Annotated in this window: 16 protein-coding genes; 15 read left to right on the top strand and 1 reads right to left on the bottom strand. The window is 70.0% G+C overall.

Translation table 11 applies throughout. From position 1 onward, the window contains the following. The first annotated feature begins 26 nt into the window (after nucleotides 1-26). The 9 genes from MYF83_RS37055 to MYF83_RS37015 all read left to right on the top strand — a co-directional run bounded on the left by MYF83_RS37055 (nucleotide 27) and on the right by MYF83_RS37015 (nucleotide 10,318). The gene (locus MYF83_RS37055) at nucleotides 27-251 is read left to right on the top strand and encodes an SCO4848 family membrane protein (RefSeq protein WP_248965477.1); all 225 of its coding nucleotides are present in this window, start codon (nucleotides 27-29) and stop codon (nucleotides 249-251) included. 205 nt (nucleotides 252-456) lie between these two features. After that, nucleotides 457-1,638 (top strand): glutamate--cysteine ligase, encoded by a 1,182-nt coding sequence (locus MYF83_RS37050; RefSeq protein WP_248965476.1) that lies wholly within the window; start codon nucleotides 457-459, stop codon nucleotides 1,636-1,638. Continuing rightward, nucleotides 1,625-2,866: a M20 family metallopeptidase gene (locus MYF83_RS37045; protein WP_248965475.1), complete on the top strand. Its 1,242-nt coding sequence runs from the start codon at nucleotides 1,625-1,627 to the stop codon at nucleotides 2,864-2,866. Before MYF83_RS37050 ends, MYF83_RS37045 begins: the two co-directional genes overlap by 14 nt. A gap of 221 nt (nucleotides 2,867-3,087) precedes the next feature. After that, entirely contained in the window at nucleotides 3,088-4,161 is a 1,074-nt protein-coding gene (locus MYF83_RS37040; RefSeq protein WP_248965474.1) for a BMP family lipoprotein, read from the top strand. 195 nt (nucleotides 4,162-4,356) lie between these two features. Continuing rightward, nucleotides 4,357-6,012, top strand: a complete 1,656-nt coding sequence (locus MYF83_RS37035; RefSeq protein ID WP_248965507.1) for an ABC transporter ATP-binding protein — start codon at nucleotides 4,357-4,359, stop codon at nucleotides 6,010-6,012. Further along, a complete protein-coding gene (locus MYF83_RS37030) occupies nucleotides 6,009-7,151 on the top strand; it encodes an ABC transporter permease (protein WP_248965473.1) in 1,143 nt (380 codons plus the stop codon). Before MYF83_RS37035 ends, MYF83_RS37030 begins: the two co-directional genes overlap by 4 nt. Continuing rightward, nucleotides 7,148-8,425 (top strand): ABC transporter permease, encoded by a 1,278-nt coding sequence (locus MYF83_RS37025; RefSeq protein WP_248965472.1) that lies wholly within the window; start codon nucleotides 7,148-7,150, stop codon nucleotides 8,423-8,425. Before MYF83_RS37030 ends, MYF83_RS37025 begins: the two co-directional genes overlap by 4 nt. Before the next feature lie 49 nt (nucleotides 8,426-8,474). Continuing rightward, the gene (locus MYF83_RS37020) at nucleotides 8,475-8,942 is read left to right on the top strand and encodes a cytidine deaminase (RefSeq protein ID WP_279340589.1); all 468 of its coding nucleotides are present in this window, start codon (nucleotides 8,475-8,477) and stop codon (nucleotides 8,940-8,942) included. A 98-nt stretch (nucleotides 8,943-9,040) separates the two neighbouring features. Next, the gene (locus tag MYF83_RS37015; RefSeq protein WP_248965471.1) at nucleotides 9,041-10,318 is read left to right on the top strand and encodes a thymidine phosphorylase; all 1,278 of its coding nucleotides are present in this window, start codon (nucleotides 9,041-9,043) and stop codon (nucleotides 10,316-10,318) included. A 46-nt stretch (nucleotides 10,319-10,364) separates the two neighbouring features. Here MYF83_RS37015 and MYF83_RS37010 read toward each other — a convergent pair whose 3' ends face one another. Then, entirely contained in the window at nucleotides 10,365-10,745 is a 381-nt protein-coding gene (locus MYF83_RS37010) for a MarR family winged helix-turn-helix transcriptional regulator (RefSeq protein WP_248965470.1), read from the bottom strand. 59 nt (nucleotides 10,746-10,804) lie between these two features. On the opposite strand from MYF83_RS37010, the gene MYF83_RS37005 reads away from it, so the two are divergent. The 6 genes from MYF83_RS37005 to MYF83_RS36980 form a co-directional block, all read left to right on the top strand. Beyond that, nucleotides 10,805-12,277, top strand: a complete 1,473-nt coding sequence (locus MYF83_RS37005) for an MFS transporter (protein ID WP_248965469.1) — start codon at nucleotides 10,805-10,807, stop codon at nucleotides 12,275-12,277. 274 nt (nucleotides 12,278-12,551) lie between these two features. Further along, nucleotides 12,552-13,262: an AMIN-like domain-containing (lipo)protein gene (locus tag MYF83_RS37000; protein WP_248965468.1), complete on the top strand. Its 711-nt coding sequence runs from the start codon at nucleotides 12,552-12,554 to the stop codon at nucleotides 13,260-13,262. Nucleotides 13,263-13,322: 60 nt separating this feature from the next. Then, the gene (locus tag MYF83_RS36995) at nucleotides 13,323-13,676 is read left to right on the top strand and encodes a cupin domain-containing protein (protein WP_248965467.1); all 354 of its coding nucleotides are present in this window, start codon (nucleotides 13,323-13,325) and stop codon (nucleotides 13,674-13,676) included. A gap of 99 nt (nucleotides 13,677-13,775) precedes the next feature. Beyond that, complete coding sequence (locus MYF83_RS36990; protein ID WP_248965466.1) at nucleotides 13,776-14,852, top strand: adenosine deaminase; 1,077 nt, start codon at nucleotides 13,776-13,778, stop codon at nucleotides 14,850-14,852. Nucleotides 14,853-15,120: 268 nt separating this feature from the next. Then, on the top strand, nucleotides 15,121-15,741 hold the full coding sequence (locus MYF83_RS36985; RefSeq protein ID WP_248965465.1) for a hypothetical protein: 621 nt from the start codon (nucleotides 15,121-15,123) through the stop codon (nucleotides 15,739-15,741). A 546-nt stretch (nucleotides 15,742-16,287) separates the two neighbouring features. Continuing rightward, nucleotides 16,288-18,003: DUF222 domain-containing protein (locus MYF83_RS36980; RefSeq protein WP_248965464.1), on the top strand; the 1,716-nt coding region annotated here is incomplete at its 3' end.

The following is an 18,003-nucleotide window of genomic DNA, read 5'->3' as shown; positions in this document are numbered from 1 at the left end:
AGGGAGGTACCATGGAGGCGGTGAAGATGACACGACGCGTAGCCGGCTTTCTGCTGGCCCTGGCCGCCTTCATGGTCTTCGAGTGGATCAACCTCGGCTTCAACCTCGCCGACGGGCATCCCACGGGGTTCTATGTGGTGCACGGCATCTTGATCGCCGTCAATCTGATCCTCGCCCTGGTGGTCGGGGTCATCGGCTGGCGGGCGTGGCGCGCGTCACCGACCGCGGGGCCGCGTGATCGGCCGGCGTGAGGCCCGCATATAAGCCCCCTTTCGCGGGCAGAGACGGTAAACGACCGTTTTGCGGTTGACCATGCACGAGTGGGTTCCGTCTCCGGTTCGGTGGCCAAGGCACGCAAAGCCGTAAGTCGGGGCGTACTGGGGTGGCCGTAGGGTTGGCCATTTTCGCCGCGGGGCGGAAACTCGGCCTTGGGACCATTGCTCATGGAGGCGTGCTGTGCCAATCGCGTTCAATCCATCGCGCGGCCCGACGCTGGGCGTCGAATGGGAACTCCAGCTCGTCGACACGCACACCCGCCGCCTCCGCCAGGACGCGCGCCTGGTGCTCGACGCGATCCCGGAGCTGAGCGAGAGCCCGCGGCCGAAGGTCATGCACGAGCTGATGCAGTCGCAACTCGAAGTGATCACCGACGTGTGCCACACGGTGTCGGAGGCCGTGCGGGACCTCAAGACCACCATCGAGCGCCTGCGCAAGGTGGTCGACCCGCACGGGATGGCCCTGGCCTGCACGGGCACCCATGCCATCAGCGACTGGCGTGACGCCGTCTACGCTCCCGTCCAGCGTTACACCGAGCTCGTCGAGGAAATGCAGTGGCTGGCATGGAGGATCCAAACATTTGGCGTACATGTCCACGTCGGGGTGCGGGAAAGGGATAAAGTCATCCCCATCGTCAACGCACTTGCGGCCTACCTGCCGCATTTCCTCGCGCTGACGGCCTCCAGCCCGTACTGGGGCGGCCAAGACACCGGGCTCGCCTCCAGCCGGGCCATCGTCTTCGGCGCACTGCCAACAGCGGGACCACCGCAGATGCTGGCGGACTGGGCCGAGTTCGAGGACTACATGGACACCCTGAAGCGCGCGGGGACCATCAAAAGCATCAAGGAGGTGTGGTGGGACATCCGGCCACACCCCGACTTCGGCACGATTGAGATTCGAATGTTCGACGGTATACCGACCCCACGGGAGGTCGGAATGGTGACGGCGTTGTCGCAGTGTCTGGTGCAGCAGTTCGACCAGCAGCTCGACCGCGGATACCGCCTGCCGCACCCCGCGCCGTGGGTCGTACGCGACAACAAGTGGCGCGCCACGCGCTACGGGCTGGACGCCTACGTCATCACCGACGATCACGGCTCGACCGCGCCCATGCGCGACATGCTGTACGAGCTGACGCGCGAGCTCGCGCCGGTGGCCGAGCGGCTCGGCTGCCCCGAGGAGCTCGCGACCATCGCCGATGTGGTGGAGCAGGGCAACTCCTGCGAGCGCCAGCGCGCGATTCTTTCCGGAGGCGGCACCCTCGATGACATCGTCGACGCGACGATCATCGAGCTGGCGGAAGACCGCTTCGTCACAAGCAATCCGAGGACGTCGAACGGGGCGATAGGTCATGCCGGCAAGTGATCTACAGGGGGAACTCGAGGCGTTCCTGCACGTCCATAACGAATCCCTGATCGGCTTCCGGCGTGACCTGCACGCCCACCCCGAGCTCGGGTTCGTCGAGCACCGCACCACCGAGCGCATCGCCGAGCGGCTCGCCGCGGCCGGGCTCGTCCCGACGCCGCTGCCCCGGGGCACCGGGCTCATCTGCGACATCGGCAGCGGCGACGGCCCCACCGTCGCGCTGCGCGCCGACATCGACGCGCTGCCGCTCCCCGACGAGAAGGACGTGCCCTACCGCTCGACCGTCCCGGGCGTGTGCCACGCCTGCGGCCACGACGTGCACACCGCGATCGTCCTCGGCACCGGGCTGTTCCTCGCCGAGCAGGCCGCGGCCGGATTGCTGCCCGGGCGGGTCCGCCTGATCTTCCAGCCCGCCGAGGAGGTCATGCCCGGCGGGGCGCTGAAGGTGCTGGAGGCCGGTGGCATCAACGGCGTCGACCGCATCTTCGGCCTGCACTGCGACCCCCGCGTGGAGGTCGGCAAGCTCGGCCTGCGCGTCGGGCCGATCACCGGCGCCTGCGACAAGGTCAGCGTCCGCGTCGCCGGTCCCGGCGGCCACACCGCCCGCCCTCACCTGACCGCCGACCTCGTCTTCGCCCTCGCCAAGATCGTCACCGAGCTGCCCGCCGCCCTCAGCAGGCGAGTCGACCCCCGTTCGTCCCTGTCGCTGGTGTGGGGCCGCGTCCAGGCGGGCTCGGTCGCCAACGCCATCCCCGACGACGGCCTGGCCGAGGGCACCGTCCGCTGCCTGGACGAGCAGGCCTGGCACGAGGCCCCCGACCTGTTCAAGTCGCTGCTGGACTCGGTCGCGACCGCCTACGGGGTGGAGGCCGAGATGAACTACATCCGCGGCGTCCCGCCGACCATCAACGAGGGCACCAGCGTGCACATGCTGCGCGAGGCGGCCCACCGGGTGCTCGGCATGGACTCCACGGTGCCGACGCCGCAGTCCCTCGGCGGCGAGGACTTCGGGTGGTACCTGGAGTCGGTCCCGGGGGCGTACGCGCGGCTCGGAGTGCGCGCGCCCGGCGAGACCCGGCAGATCGACATCCACCAGGGCACCTTCGATGTGGACGAGCGCTGCATCGGCGTCGGGGTGCGCGTGCTGGCGGCCACGGCGCTGACCGCCCTGTGGGACGGATGCCGCGCCTCCGCCGAGCAGCCGGACGTCCAGCCGGTGACCGCCTGACGGTCCGATAGCCCACGGGGACGCCCGGAACAGGGGTCCCCGTCCCCCTATCTCGCGGTTTCGCAGGTCACAGGGTGGCGTGAGCTGCATAACGGACCTATTTCGGAGCCGGGCTGCGGTTTGGCCTACACCGGTCAAACAACTATCTTCCGTGCAGGGTTGCCGTGCGTTCCTTCGCGCGTGCACACGAGTTGGACGGCGAAGACACGGAAGGAGTCATCTTGCTCCGCAATCACGCAAGCAAGTTGGCCGCCACGACCGCGGTGAGCGCCATGCTCATGGCCGTCGCGGCATGTGGAGGTAGCGGTGGCTCAGGCACCGACACGGCGACACCGGGCGCGTCCAGCGCGTCCAGCGCGGCGGCTCCGGCCGGCGCCAAGGTAGGCCTGGCGTACGACATCGGCGGCCGGGGGGACCAGTCGTTCAACGACGCCGCCGCCGCGGGCCTGGAGAAGGCCAAGGCCGAGCTCAAGCTCGCCGACACCAAGGAGCTCGAGGCCGGCGCCGGCGAGACGGGCGCCCAGAAGGAGCAGCGGCTCCGCCTGCTCGCCCAGAGCCAGTACAACCCCGTCATCGCGGTGGGCTTCGCCTACTCCGAGGCGATCAAGAAGGTGGCGGCGGAGTTCCCCGACACCAAGTTCGCGATCATCGACGACGCCGCCCAGGGGCCGAACATCTCCAACCTGGTCTTCGCCGAGAACGAGGGCTCGTTCCTGGTGGGCGCCGCGGCGGCGCTGAAGACCAAGAAGGACCACATCGGCTTCGTCGGCGGGGTGCAGGTGCCGCTGATCAAGAAGTTCGAGGTCGGCTTCACCAAGGGCGCGCAGGCCGTGAAGCCGGACATCAAGATCGACGTGAAGTACCTCACGCAGCCGCCGGACTTCGGCGGGTTCAACGACCCGGCCAAGGGCAAGACCGCGGCCCAGGGCATGTACGACGCCGGCGCCGACGTCGTCTACCAGGCCGCCGGCGGCTCGGGCGGCGGCGTCTTCGAGGCCGCGAAGAGCTCGAAGACCCTCGCCATCGGCGTCGACTCCGACCAGGCCCTCACGGCCGACGCGAGCGTGCGCGACGTCATCATGACCTCCATGCTCAAGAAGGTCGACGTCGCCGTCTTCGACTTCCTGAAGAGCTTCGCCGACGGCACGGTCAAGGCCGGTCCGACGACCTACGACCTCAAGGCCGGCGGCGTCGACTTCTCCACCACCGGTGGCCAGGTCGACGACATCAAGAACAAGCTGGACGAGTACAAGCAGAAGATCATCAGCGGCGAGATCAAGGTTCCCACCGAGTGACCCACTGATCCAAGGGGCCCGGAGGTCTTGCCACCGGGCCCCTTGGACTAGTGTCGGTTCACCCGCTCCGCCCTACGAGGCCCATGCTCCCGCCCACGAGGCCGGCCGCGGTGTCCGAAAGGCTTACCGGATCCGCCGCCGAGGCGGGCCCCCGTGCCTACGAGGCCCACCAGTCCCGCCACCGAGGCCGTCCGCATGGAGGAGGCCGCCATCAGCACTCCGACTTCTTCGGCTACCGCCACGGAGCCCGCCGTCGAGCTCGAGGGGATCACCAAGAGGTTCCCGGGCGTCGTCGCCAACCGTGACATCCGTCTGACCGTGCTCCCCGGGCATGTGCATGCCATCGTCGGCGAGAACGGCGCGGGCAAGTCCACGCTCATGAAGATCCTATACGGCATGCAGCGGCCGGACGAAGGCGTGATCCGCGTCAACGGATCGCCCGTCTCCTTCCGCACGCCGGGCGACGCCATCGCCGCCGGCATCGGCATGGTCCACCAGCACTTCATGCTCGCGGACAACCTGACGGTCCTCGAGAACATCATCCTGGGCAGCGAGCCGCGCAGGCGCGGGCTCGGCATCGACTTCGCCGCGGCCCGCCGGAAGATCAAGCAGATCTCCGACGCCTACGGCCTCGGCGTCGACCCCGACACCCTCGTCGAGGACCTGGGCGTGGGCGCGCGGCAGCGCGTCGAGATCCTCAAGGTGCTCTACCGGGGGGCGCGCATCCTCATCCTGGACGAGCCGACCGCCGTGCTGGTGCCGCACGAGGTCGACGAGCTCTTCGACAACCTGCGCGGCCTGGTCCGCGAGGGCCTGACGATCATCTTCATCTCGCACAAGCTCGACGAGGTGCTGTCGGTCGCCGACGCCATCACGGTGATCCGGCGCGGCACCACCGTGGCGAGCGTCCTGCCCAAGGACGTCAGCGCCAGGAAGCTCGCCGAGCTGATGGTGGGCAGCGAGCTGCCGAGCCCCGAGACGCGCGAGTCGACGGTCACCGCCGAGGTGGCGCTGGCCGTGCGCGGCCTGACCGTGCGAAGCGACGACGGACGGGCGGTCGTGGAGGACGTCTCGTTCGAGATCCACAAGGGCGAGGTGCTCGGCATCGCCGGCGTCGAGGGCAACGGGCAGGCCGAACTGGTCGAGGCCATCATGGGCATGCGCCCCGCGCAGGGCACGATCATCCTCGGCGACGCCGACATCTCGGGGTGGTCGACGCTGCGCAGGCGCGAAGGCGGCATCGGGTACATCCCGGAGGACCGGCAGCGGCACGGCCTCCTGCTCGGCGCCCCGCTCTGGGAGAACCGCATCCTCGGCCACCAGACCCGAAAGCCCAACGTCAAGGGGCCGTGGATCGACCGGGCCGGCGCCCGCGCGGACACCGAGCGGATCGTCAGGGAGTACGACGTCCGCACCCCCGGCATCGACGTGGACGCGGCGGCCCTGTCCGGCGGCAACCAGCAGAAGCTCATCGTCGGGCGGGAGATGAGCAGCGACCCGGTCGTCCTCATCGCCTCACACCCGACGCGCGGCGTGGACGTCGGCGCCCAGGCCGCCATCTGGGACCACCTGAGGGCCGCGCGCGCCGCGGGCCTGGCGGTCCTGCTGATCTCGGCGGACCTGGACGAGCTGATCGGCCTGTCCGACTCGCTGAAGGTCATCCTGCGCGGCCGGATGGTCGCCGACGTGGACCCCGGCAGCGTGACCCCCGAGCAGCTCGGCTCCGCGATGACCGGCGCCCGGGAAGACACCTCCGCCGAGCGGCCCGGATCCGCGGCGGCCGGTGCCCATGACGACACATCCCCTGAGCGACTCGGCTCGGCAGCGGCCGAGGCCGGGGAGGAAGCATGAGTTCGTCCTTCACCGACCGGTTGCTCGGCAGGGTCAGGCTCGGTGGCCTGCTGGCGATCGCCGCCCCGATCCTGGCCATCGTGTTCGCCGGTATCGTCACCTCGATCATCCTGCTGCTGAACGGCAATGAGCCGTTCAAGACGCTCGGGCTGCTGCTGGACTTCAGCGCGACCCCGCGCACGCAGGTGATGATCCTCAACACCGCCACGACCTACTACATCTCCGCGCTCGCCGTCGCGATCGGGTTCCGGATGAACCTCTTCAACATCGGCGTGGACGGCCAGTACCGCCTGGCCGCCCTGATCGCGGCCGCGGTCGGTGGCGCGCTGACGCTCCCCGCACCGCTGCACGTCGCCGCGATCATGCTGGTCGCCGTGGTGATCGGCGGCCTGTGGGCCGCGATCGCCGCCGTGCTCAAGGCGACGCGCGGCGTCAGCGAGGTCATCTCCACGATCATGCTGAACGCCATCGCCACCGGCTTCGGCGCCTGGCTGCTCACCCCCGAGCGGCTCGCCGTCCCCGTGGCGGGCAGCAACAACATCGGCACCAAGCCCATCGGGCCCTCCGGGCAGTTCCCCGGGCTGTCGCTCATCCCCGGCACCACGACCAAGGTGTACGGGATGGTCATCGTGGCGATCGTGCTCGGCGTGGCCTACTACGTCCTGCTCAACCGCACCCGGTTCGGCTTCGACCTCCGGGCCACCGGCAGGTCGGAGTCGGCGGCCGTCGCCAGCGGCGTCAACGTCAAGAAGATGGTCGTGCTCACGATGATCCTCTCCGGCGCGGTCGCCGGCATGGTCGGCATCCCGCAGCTGCTCGGCGCGTCGTACTCCTACAGCCTGGACTTCCCGCCGGGCCTCGGCTTCACCGGCATCGCGATCGCCCTCATGGGCCGCAACAACCCGATCGGCATCGGCGTGGGCGCGCTGCTCTGGAGTTTCCTCGACAACTCCAACGACATCCTCGATTTCAATGGCATCCCCAAGGAGATCGTGATCATCATGCAGGGCACCATCGTGCTCTCGGTCATCATCGCCTACGAGCTGGTCCACCGGTACCGCTCGGTGGCGGAGCAGCGCAGGGTGAGCCGGCAGCTCTCCGCGGGCACCCCCGCCCCGGCCGAAGGAGCGGCGGCGTGACGGTCTCCGACATCTCCATCGCCTCCCCGGCGCCCCCCGCGCCGCCGGCGGCCCGCCGGTTCCGGCTGAACTGGCAGGTCGCCCTGCTCGGCGTCCTGGTCATGCTGGTCATGATGTCCCTCGCCAGGGTCGTCACCGGGGCCAACGACATCACCTCGGGCGGCACCATCGGCGCGGCCATCGGCCTCGCCGTCCCGATCGGCCTCGCGGCGCTCGGCGGCCTGTGGTCCGAGCGGTCCGGCGTCGTCAACATCGGCCTCGAGGGCATGATGATCCTCGGCACCTGGTGCGGAGCCTGGGGCGCGCTGGCCTTCGGCACCCCATGGGCCGGGGTGATCGCCGGAGCCATCGGCGGTGCGCTGGGCGGGCTGCTGCACGCCATCGCGACCGTCAGCTTCGGCGTCGACCACATCATCTCCGGTGTCGCGATCACCCTGCTCGGGACGGGCGTCACCCAGTACCTCTCCAAGCTGGTGTTCGTCGGTATGAAGGGCGGCGGCGAGACCCAGTCGCCCCGCATCCCGCCGATCGAGGTCGTCAGCATCCCCGGCATCGGCGTGCCGCTGCGGGACCTCGCGAACACCCACGTCTTCCTGCTGTCGGACGTGGCCGGCCTCCTCTACGGCGTGACGCAGAACGTGTCGCTGTTCACGATCGTGGCCATCCTGCTCGTGCCGCTCAGCTTCTACGTGCTCTGGCGCACCGCCTTCGGCCTGCGGCTGCGCTCCTGCGGCGAGAGCCCGGTGGCGGCCGAGTCCCTCGGCGTCAACGTGTACCTCTACAAGTACGTCGCCGTCGTGATCTCCGGAGCGCTGGCCGGGCTCGGCGGCGCCTTCCTGTCGATCGTGGCCTCCGGCATCTACCGGGAGGGCCAGACCGGCGGGCGCGGCTTCATCGGCCTCGCGGCCATGATCTTCGGCAACTGGCGGCCCGGCGGCCTCGCGGGCGGCGCGCTGCTGTTCGGATACACCGACGCCCTCCAGCTCCGCCAGGGCGGCACTTCGGTCCACGCCCTGCTCCTGGTCGTCGCGATGCTGCTCGCCGCCTTCGCCGTCTACCAGCTCGTGCGGCAGCATAGGAACCGTGCGGCCCTGATCAGCGGCATCTTCGCGATCGCGGTGTTCGCGGTGTTCGCGACGACCGACACCGTGCCGGAGCAGTTCACCTCGTTCACGCCCCACCTGACCACGCTGCTGGTGCTGTCGCTGGCCTCCCAGAGGCTGCGCATGCCGGCGACCGACGGCCTTCCGTACCGCAAGGGCCAGGCCACGTGAGGCCGCGACACCGCGACCGAGATAACCAGCACGACGGGGGATGAACCATATGAGCGACAAGGACATCGGCAGGGAGACCGCGGGTCACGGCGGGGAGACCGTGAGCCCGGGGGGCGGCGCGCCCGTCGTCGACTGGGACGCGCTGCGCGAGCTCGCCACCGAGGCCATGGCCAACGCGTACGCGCCGTACTCGAAGTTCCCGGTCGGCGCCGCGGCGCTCGTGGACGACGGCCGCGTCATCACCGGGTGCAACGTCGAGAACGCCTCCTACGGCCTCGGGCTGTGCGCCGAGTGCGGCCTGGTCTCCGCGCTGCACGCGTCGGGCGGCGGCAGGCTCGTGGCGTTCACCTGCGTGGACGGCCACGGCGAGCTGCTCATGCCCTGCGGGCGGTGCCGCCAGCTGCTCTTCGAGCACGGCGGCCCGGACCTGCTGGTCGAGACCCCCGAGGGGCCGTGGCGGATGGCCGAGGTACTGCCTCAGGCCTTCGGCCCCGACGACCTGTCGCGGGGAGCCTGACCCCCACCTGGCCGATCACCGCGGCCCCGCTCTCGTGCCCGATCGGCGCGGAGCCCGATCCTCATGCCCGACCACCCTCACCGGGGAGCCTGATCTTCATGGACGCGATCGACGTCATCGTCACCAAGCGGGACGGCCGCGAGCTGTCCGCCGAGCAGATCGCCTGGGTGGTCGACGCCTACACGCGCGGCGAGGTCGCCGACGAGCAGATGTCCGCGCTGGCCATGGCCATCCTGCTCAACGGGATGGACCGGCGCGAGATCGGCCGGTGGACGGAGGCGATGATCCGCTCCGGGGCCCGCATGGACTGGTCGGCGCTCGACCGGCCGACCACGGACAAGCACTCGACGGGCGGCGTCGGCGACAAGATCACCCTGCCGCTGGCGCCGCTGGTGGCCGCGTGCGGCGCGTACGTCCCGCAGCTGTCCGGACGGGGTCTCGGCCACACCGGCGGCACGCTGGACAAGCTGGAGTCCATCCCCGGCTGGCGGGCGTCCCTGTCCAACGACGAGATGCTCGCCGTGCTGCGCGAGGCCGGCGCGGTCGTGTGCGCGGCCGGCGACGGGCTCGCGCCCGCCGACAAGAAGCTGTACGCGCTGCGCGACGTCACCGGCACGGTGGAGTCCATCCCGCTGATCGCGTCGTCGATCATGTCCAAGAAGATCGCCGAGGGTACGGGCGCGCTGGTGCTCGACGTCAAGGTCGGCTCGGGGGCGTTCATGAAGAACGTCGAGGCGGCCCGCGAGCTGGCGCGCACGATGGTCGACCTCGGCACCGACCACGGGGTCACCACGGTGGCGCTGCTCACCGCCATGGACCGCCCGCTCGGCCGCGCCGTCGGCAACGCGCTGGAGGTCGCCGAGGCGGTCGAGGTCCTCGCCGGAGGCGGCCCGTCCGACGTGGTGGAGCTGACCGTGCGGCTCGCGCGGGAGATGCTGGCCGCGGCCGGGGTGTCCGGCAAGGACCCCGAGGACGCGCTCAAGGACGGATCGGCGATGGACGCCTGGCGGCGCATGATCGTCGCACAGGGCGGCGACCCCGACGCGGCCCTGCCCGTGGCCGCGGAGAGCGTCGAGGTACCGGCACCCGCGTCCGGCGTGCTGGGAAAGCTGGACGCCTACCAGGTCGGCCTCGCGGCCTGGCGGCTCGGCGCAGGCCGGGCCCGCAAGGAGGACGCGGTGTCGTTCGGCGCGGGGATCACGCTGCACGCCCGGCCAGGCGACACCGTTCGCGAAGGCCAGGCGCTGATGACCCTGCACGCCGACGAGCCCGCCCGCTTCGCCCGCGCCCTGGAGGCGCTGTCCGGGTCCTACGTCATCGGCGAGACCCCCGACCCCGACCTGCTCCCCCTGGTGATCGACCGCATCACCGCCTGAGCGGGGGCGCCGGCGGGGGTGCCGCGGGACCCTCGGGGTGGTGCGCTCAGCGGTGAGAGCCGGCCAGAGAGGCGTTGAGTACGGCGCGGTGGGTGGGGAGGGCCTCGCGGTGGCGCTCGACGCCGGCCTCGGTGATCTGGACGAAGACGCCGCGCCGGTCTTCGGCGCACATGTTGCGGCACACGAGCCCTGATCTCTCCAGGCGTGAGATCAGGCGTGACAGCGCGCTCTGGCTGAGGTGAACGGCGTCGGCGAGCTCCTGGACGCGGTACTTGCCGTGATCGGACTCGGCCATGCGGTCGAGGACCTCGAAGTCGCTCACACCCAGGCCGTGCTTCTCGCCGAGCTCGCGTTCGAGCGCGCACCACGTGGTGGCGTGGCAGGCCATCAGGTCGCGCCATGAGCTCACGACATCGACGTCGTTCATGTGCAGACTATAGCATGCGTCGTCAATAAATGCACACGAATTATTTGCTTGTGCATTGAATGCATGTGCATGTACTGTCCTCTTCCATGTTCCCCTCCTCACATGACGAACGATGGGATGCGCGCCTCTGGGGGGCGCTCACCGTCCTCTGCGCCGTCGTGTTCCTCGATGCCCTCGATGTCTCGATGGTGGGAGTGGCCCTGCCGTCCATCCAGGCCGACCTCGGCCTGTCCACATCTACGCTCCAATGGGTCGTCAGCGGATACGTCCTCGGCTACGGCGGCCTGCTCCTGCTCGGCGGGCGCACCGCCGACCTGCTCGGCCGCCGCAGGGTCTTCCTCGTGGCGCTCGCGGTCTTCTCCGTCGCCTCGCTGCTCGGCGGGCTGGTCGACGACGGCGGCCTGCTCATCGTCGCCCGGTTCATCAAGGGCATCAGCGCGGCCTTCACCGCCCCGGCGGCACTGTCGATCATCACCACCACCTTCGCCGAAGGACCGGCGCGCAACCGGGCGCTCAGCATCTTCACCGCCTGCGGCGCGAGCGGCTTCTCCCTCGGGCTGGTCCTGTCCGGGTTCCTGACCGAGCTCGGCTGGCGCTGGACCTTCCTGTCGCCGGTGCCGGTCGCGATCATCGCGCTGGTGGCCGGCCTGAAGCTCCTGCCGCGCCACAGCGGCGAAGAGCGTGCCACCGGAGGCCACGACCTCATCGGCGCGGCCACCATCACCGGCTCCATGCTGCTGTTCGTGTTCGCCGTCGTCCAGGCGCCCGAGGCCGGCTGGGGCTCGGTCCGCACGCTGGCGAGCATCGCCGGCGCCGTCGCCCTGATGGCGCTGTTCATCGTCACCGAGCTGCGCGTCAAGCACCCGCTCGTCCGGCTGGCCATCCTGCGGTCGGGGCCGCTCGTCCGGGCCAACCTCGGCCTGGTGATCCTGTTCGGCTCCTACGTCGGCTTCCAGTTCGTCGCCATGCAGTACTTCCAGAACCTCCTCGGCTGGTCCGCCCTGCACACCGCGCTGGCGTTCCTCCCAGCGGGCCTGCTCGTCGCCCTCACCTCCACCAAGATGGGCGACCTCGCCGACCGGTTCGGCACCGGCCTCCTGATCACCATCGGGTCGTTCGCCCTGGCCGCCGGGTACGCCGTCTTCCTGAACGCCGGCGAGCACCCCGCCCTGGCCACCATGATCATTCCTGGGATGCTGCTGCTGGGCGTCGCGTTCGCGCTGTCGTTCCCCTCGCTGAACATCCAGGCCACCGCGGGAGTGGCCGACGACGAGCAGGGGCTGGCCTCCGGCCTGCTCAACACCTCGGGTCAGGTCGGCGGAGCCCTCGTGCTCGCGATCGTGGCCGCCGTGGCGACCTCCCACGGGGGCGTGGTCACCATGCCGGCCATCCGATCCTCGTTCGCGGTCTGCGCCGCCATCGCGATCCTCGGGCTGGGCATCGCCCTGACCGGACTGCTCGCCGGCCGCGCGAAGGCCACGGACGAGGACGAGGCCCAGGACGGCGACCTGAAGGTCCTGGAGACGATCTGATCGCTGGGGCTCCGCCCGTGGGACGGCCGACGCCGGACCCGGCACCCGGGGAGGTCCCTTCGCCCCGGGCCAGAGGCCCCCGGCCCCCACTTTCGAACCGCTGTCCGTCCTGGACCGAGCCCCCGGCGCGTGCGCGTGCCGGGGGCTCCTCGCGTGCGCCACCGGGGCCGAAGGGGCGCATCGGACACAATTTCGGGTTAAGGAGTTTCTCCGCGAACCTGTGAGGCATTCTCGGGGTCTAAGGAGTTGGTGAGACCAGCCGAGGAGCCGAGCCATGAAGAGGATCGCCGTCGCCACAGTCCTCATGTCCCTCGCGCTCGTCGCGGCGTGCGGCACGGAGCCGGCTCCCGGATCCTCGCCGACGAGCACCCCGGACGGCCCGGCTCCGTCTTCGACCGGTCCGGTCCCCACCGGTTCGTCCCCGGCCCCCTCCGCGTCCGCACCGCCGTCCGGCACGGACACCACGCCCCCGTCCGGCCGCCCGCCGGTCACCCTGTCCCCGTCCGGTGTGCCCTCCACGCTGCGGCCGTCCCCCGGCTCCACCGACCTGCCGCCGCCCACGAGCACCGGGCAGGTCCGGGTCACACGTACGCCCGCCCGGCCGCCGCTGGTCAAGGGGGCCAGGTTCGCCACGCACCAGGGGTACGACCGGGTGGTCATCGACCTGCAGGGCGAGAAGACCGGGTACACCGTCGACTGGGTGCGCAAGCTGTACGAGGACGGCTCGGGCAAGCTCATCGACATCAAGGGCGGGGCCTACCTGCAGGTCATGCTCACGCCCGCCAACGCCCACACCGAGGACGGCAAGCCCACCTGGACGAGGTCGCGCGTCCTGCGACCCGGTCTCGCCAACCTGCGGACCGTCGTGCGGTCCGGCGACTTCGAAGGCGTCGTCACCGTCGCCCTGGTGCTGCGCCGGCGCGCCGGGTTCCGGGTCATCGAGCAGTCCGACCCCTACCGCCTGGTGATCGACATCGCACACTGACTGGTTGCGAGGGGATGACCTGGGGCGTACCGGGCGGGCACGACTCACTAGACTTATCGCGTGGTACGTAAAATCGCGGGCGCGACCCGCATTCCGGTCCCGGGCGGCAAGATCATCGACGAGTACGTCGGGCGGGTCAACACCGGCGACGACCAGGTGTCCATCGCGCACATGGTGGCCCCGGCGGGCTGGGAGGAACCGGCCCAGACGCCGCAGTTCACCGAGTACACCCTCGTGCTGCGTGGCACCGTCATCGTCGAGCACGAGGAGGGCGTGGCCGAGGTGCACGAGGGCGAGGCGTTCGTGACCCTCCCCGGCGAGAAGATCCGCTACACCGTGGGCCCCGAGGGCGCCGAGTACGTCGCCGTGTGCCTGCCGGCCTTCTCGCCCGACACCGTGAACCGGGAGGAGTGATCCGGGCCGCCGGCCCACGACCGCTTAAGGATTTTCCGGACACCGCGAACCGCGACGAATGAGCGTGGGCTCCGGCGCACGACTGCTTAGGATGTTCCGATGACGCAGCCCACACGTGACGAGATCCGCAAAGCTCCCAAGGTCCTCCTCCACGACCATCTCGACGGTGGCCTGCGACCTGAGACGATCATCGACCTGGCCCGCGAGACCGGCTACGACAGGCTGCCCAGCACGGACGCCGGCAACCTGCGCACCTGGTTCCGCGAGGCGTCCGACTCCGGGTCGCTGGAGCGCTACCTCGAGACCTTCGACCACACCGTCGGGGTCATGCAGACCCGCGAGTCCCTGATCCGGGTCGCCGCCGAATGCGCGGAGGACCTGGCCAACGACGGGGTCGTCTACGCCGAGGTCCGGTACGCGCCCGAACAGCACACCTCCGGCGGGCTCACGCTCGACGAGGCGGTCGAGGCCGTCCTGGAAGGCTTCCGGGTCGGCTCCGAGGGGCGCGACATCCGGGTCGGAACGCTGCTCACCGCGATGCGCCATCAGGCACGCTCCATGGAGATCGCCGAGCTGGCCGTCCGCTACCGCGACGTGGGCGTCGCCGGGTTCGACATCGCCGGCGCCGAGGCCGGGTACCCTCCCACCCGTCACCTGGACGCCTTCGAGTACCTCCAGCGGGAGAACGCCCACTTCACCATCCACGCGGGCGAGGGCTTCGGGCTCCCGTCGATCTGGCAGGCCATCCAGTGGTGCGGCGCCGACCGGCTCGGCCACGGCGTGCGCATCATCGACGACATCCAGGTCGCCTCGGACGGCACCGCCAAGCTGGGGCGGCTCGCGGCGTACGTGCGCGACAAGCGCATCCCGCTGGAGATGTGCCCCACGTCCAACCTCCAGACCGGCGCGGCCTCCTCGCTCGCCGAGCACCCCATCGGCCTGCTTCGCCGCCTGCACTTCCGGGTGACCGTCAACACCGACAACAGGTTGATGAGCGACACCAGCGTCTCCCAGGAATTCGCCAACCTCGTCGAAACCTTCGGCTACGGGTGGGACGATCTGCAGTGGTTCACGGTCAACGCCATGAAGTCGGCCTTCATCCCGTTCGACGAACGGCTGGCACTGATCAACGGCGTGATCAAGCCAGGCTTCGCCCAACTGAAATGGCAGGCCTGACCACCCCGACAGCCTCGCCCCCTACTGGGCCCGGGGTGTGAGCGGCGGTTTCTGACCGGCACCCTTGAGTGCCGCGGGTCCGGGGTGTGAGCATTGGCCACCGGCAGGCTTGAGTCGTTCGCCGGTGCGGTCCGCGCTCTGGTGAGCGCAGGTTGAGAACGTTGCTGGGCTGCGGTTCGAGCTCTCCTGAGTGGCAGGCTTGAGCACAGCGCCGGAGGCGTTACCGTGGTGACCGCCAGGTGAACGGAGAGGTAGCGGTGAGCGAGCGGTGAAGCCACAAGTCTTCCGGTCCAAGACGGCTTGGGTGCTCGGCTGGGTGTGGATGGTGTTCGCCGCATTCAATGCCGTCGACCTGGTCGCCAACGGCACGATCCCGTCCGCTCTGGTCGCCGGCGCCGTGCTCGCCGTGCTGACGGCGGCCGTGTTCGTCGGCTGCCTGCGCCCCGGCATCCTGCCCCGCGAGGACGGCATCATGGTGCGCAACCCGCTGCGCAACGTCCTCGTGCCCTGGAAGGCCGTCGACGGCATCCACGTCTCCCACGCGATCATCATCGAGTCGGGCGACGACAGCGTCCGCTGCTGGACGCCCCAGGCGTCGGCGCGCGAACGGGCCAAGGCGGTGCGACGCGGCACTCCGAACGTCCCCGCCGGCTCCAGCCGCTACCCGACCACTCAGCCGCAGGTCTCCAAGGCGGAGCAGAAGGCGGCGGAGGCCATGGCGGGCCGAACGCACGCCGACTGGGTCGCCCAGCAGCTCACCGAGATGGCCGAGAAGAAGTCCCGCGAGGCCGGCGAGAAGCGCCCCCTGATCGCCACCTGGTCCCCCTCAGCCCTGGTCGCCCTGGCCGCCGCCCTAACCCTGGTGATCGCCGCCCTGATCCTCTCCTGACGCCCACCGACGACTCCGCGGTCCCCTGACAGGTTCCGGCTCGCCGGCAGCCTGGTCGGGGGGTATCTCCACCGGCGGTTCGGTTCACCGGTGGTTGCCGGCCACTTCGCGTACGCCGCCCAGTTGGGGCCTCGGATAGCGCCCTTGGACGGCCATGTGTCCTTCGTGTGGGAGAGCCGGTGGCAGGGTGGCCGGGTGAACGCCATCCACGCCGACAGGGCGGCGGGCCAGGCGGGGCTGTCGTAGGGGCAACGGGCAACGGGCAACGGGCAACGGGCGCACTCGCGCTGCGTGTGTGCGTCGATAGCCGGGCGCTGCCCCTTTTGGCCGGCCTCGCCCCGTCCTTGCCGCCACCCTTGGAATCGGCCGCAGCAGGGGCTGTGTCCACCCGGATACCGCCAATTTCCGACAATTAACTTGCTCGCGGCGTATGGATTCAATTTCACATTGCAGGCATTTATTACTAACGGAATTCGAGTTGCGATCAGCTTGGGCGCATGAAATGATTCGTACAGACTTTCGAATCATTGAAGGAGTGGGGGAGGAATGAAGGCGGACGCGGCCGACCTGTCGATGCGCGGCCGGTCGCGGCCACCGGCTCGGGACGTGCTCGGCCCGGACTGGTGGGCAGCGGTCGTCGCGCGTTCCTCCGGATACTCCAGCGACGGCTCGGCCGCCCGCGACATCGATCCGCTGGATTACGCCCATGCCTGCGATCCCCATGACCCGGATCCCCATGACCCGGATCCACGTGACGCGCAACCCCATGTACGGGATCCTCACATGTGGGATCCCCGTGGCAGCGCAGGCGCCGAAGACAGTTCAGCTCCCTGCGACGGCATAGCTCCGGGTGATGACGCGACCAGCGAGACCGGCTCGAGTGGTCCCGGTCCCGGGGTGGGTGGCCGGGCATCGTGGGTGTTGGTGGGGCGGGTGCGGGAGGCTGCTGGGGAGTTGGCTGTGGCGGGGGTGCCGGAGTCGGCGGCGATTTGTATGGCCGAGGTGGAGGATCTGGTTTGGGCGCGGGATCGGCTGAGTTCGGCGATCGCGGCGCGGGTGGGTCGGGTGCATGCGACTGGTGAGGTCAAAAGCGGCGGGCATGCTTCGACGAAGACGTGGCTGCGGTCGGCGTGCGGGATGAGCATGGCCGGGGCGGGGCGTCTGGTGGGTATGGCGGTGGAGTTGGCGCGTCTGCCGGTGGTACGCGGTCGGTTCGCGTCGGGAGCTCTGGCTGAGGGGATGGTGTCGGCGATCTGCGCGGCCACCGCGCCGTTGACCGACCGGCAGACAGAGCTGGCCGAGCCGATCCTGGTGGCTCTGGCCGATGAGGCGACGGTGGCGGAGGTCACTCGGGCCGGCCGTTACCTGCGTGAGGTGTTGTGCCCTGGTGGGCTCGCCGGGGAGGCGGATGCCGATTATGCGGGGCGTTTTCTGATCGTGCGAGAGAGCTGTTCGGGTGGGGTGGAGGGGGAGTTCCGGCTGCCGCGTGAGGCCGCGGGCCGGTTGCGGGCGTTGCTGGACGCCTATGCCAAGCCTCGTGCCGAGGGGGATGACCGTCCGCTGCGTGTACGCAACGCCGATGCGTTGATCGGGTTTCTGGAGAAGGAGATCAGCACCGAGCTGCTGGTGCTGGTCAACGCCGGTTCCCTGCCCGACGACATCCCCGGCCCCACTTGCCCCACTCCGCTTCAAGGCGCCGGCCCTGCTGCAGCGTGCGCCGCGGGTGTGGGGCGCCCCGGTCAACCTGCCCAGCATGCCAAGATCGCGGAACCCACCGAAGCTCTCGAACCATCCGGAGGACGGGTCGAATCGCCGGGAGGACGGGTCGAATCGCCGGGAGGACGGGTCGTACTTCCTGAGGGACGAACCAAAGCACACGAAGGACGGGCCGAAGCACACGAAGGACGGGGCGAACCTTTCGGGGGGCGGGTCGAAGGTAACGAGCCGGTAGGGGCACCTGCTGGAGCTGCGGAGCCGGCCGAAGCATACGAAGGACGGGCCGAAGCACCCGAAGGACGGGCCGAACCTTTCGGGGGGCGGGTCGAAGGTAACGAGCCGGTAGGGGCACCTGCTGGAGCTGCGGAGCCGGCCGAAGCTGCCAGGGAGGTTGATGATGGCTGTGGCAGGTGTGGGCATCGGGCTGATCGGTGGTTTCCCGGGCTGCTGGCCGCCACCGGGCAGCTGCTGCCGGTAGGCGATGTGCACCGGCTGGCGCGCACTTCCACTTTGGTGCGGATCGTGATGGACGCCGAGGGGCAGGTG

Source organism: Sphaerisporangium perillae (assembly GCF_023276435.1).
Classification (GTDB): Bacteria; Actinomycetota; Actinomycetes; order Streptosporangiales; family Streptosporangiaceae; genus Sphaerisporangium; species Sphaerisporangium perillae.
The sequence above is the reverse complement of the archived record's forward strand: the minus strand, read 5'-3'. Positions and strand labels throughout refer to the sequence as shown.

Bases quoted from the DNA above. Each gene is read 5' to 3' on its own strand.
- MYF83_RS37055 (WP_248965477.1), top strand. From the start codon at position 27: ATGACACGACGCGTAGCCGGCTTTCTGCTGGCCCTGGCCGCCTTCATG.
- MYF83_RS37045 (WP_248965475.1), top strand. From the start codon at position 1,625: ATGCCGGCAAGTGATCTACAGGGGGAACTCGAGGCGTTCCTGCACGTC.
- MYF83_RS37035 (WP_248965507.1), top strand. From the start codon at position 4,357: ATGGAGGAGGCCGCCATCAGCACTCCGACTTCTTCGGCTACCGCCACG.
- MYF83_RS37030 (WP_248965473.1), top strand. From the start codon at position 6,009: ATGAGTTCGTCCTTCACCGACCGGTTGCTCGGCAGGGTCAGGCTCGGT.
- MYF83_RS37020 (WP_279340589.1), top strand. From the start codon at position 8,475: ATGAGCGACAAGGACATCGGCAGGGAGACCGCGGGTCACGGCGGGGAG.
- MYF83_RS37015 (WP_248965471.1), top strand. From the start codon at position 9,041: ATGGACGCGATCGACGTCATCGTCACCAAGCGGGACGGCCGCGAGCTG.
- MYF83_RS37010 (WP_248965470.1), bottom strand. From the start codon at position 10,745: ATGAACGACGTCGATGTCGTGAGCTCATGGCGCGACCTGATGGCCTGC.
- MYF83_RS37005 (WP_248965469.1), top strand. From the start codon at position 10,805: ATGCATGTGCATGTACTGTCCTCTTCCATGTTCCCCTCCTCACATGAC.
- MYF83_RS37000 (WP_248965468.1), top strand. From the start codon at position 12,552: ATGAAGAGGATCGCCGTCGCCACAGTCCTCATGTCCCTCGCGCTCGTC.
- MYF83_RS36990 (WP_248965466.1), top strand. From the start codon at position 13,776: ATGACGCAGCCCACACGTGACGAGATCCGCAAAGCTCCCAAGGTCCTC.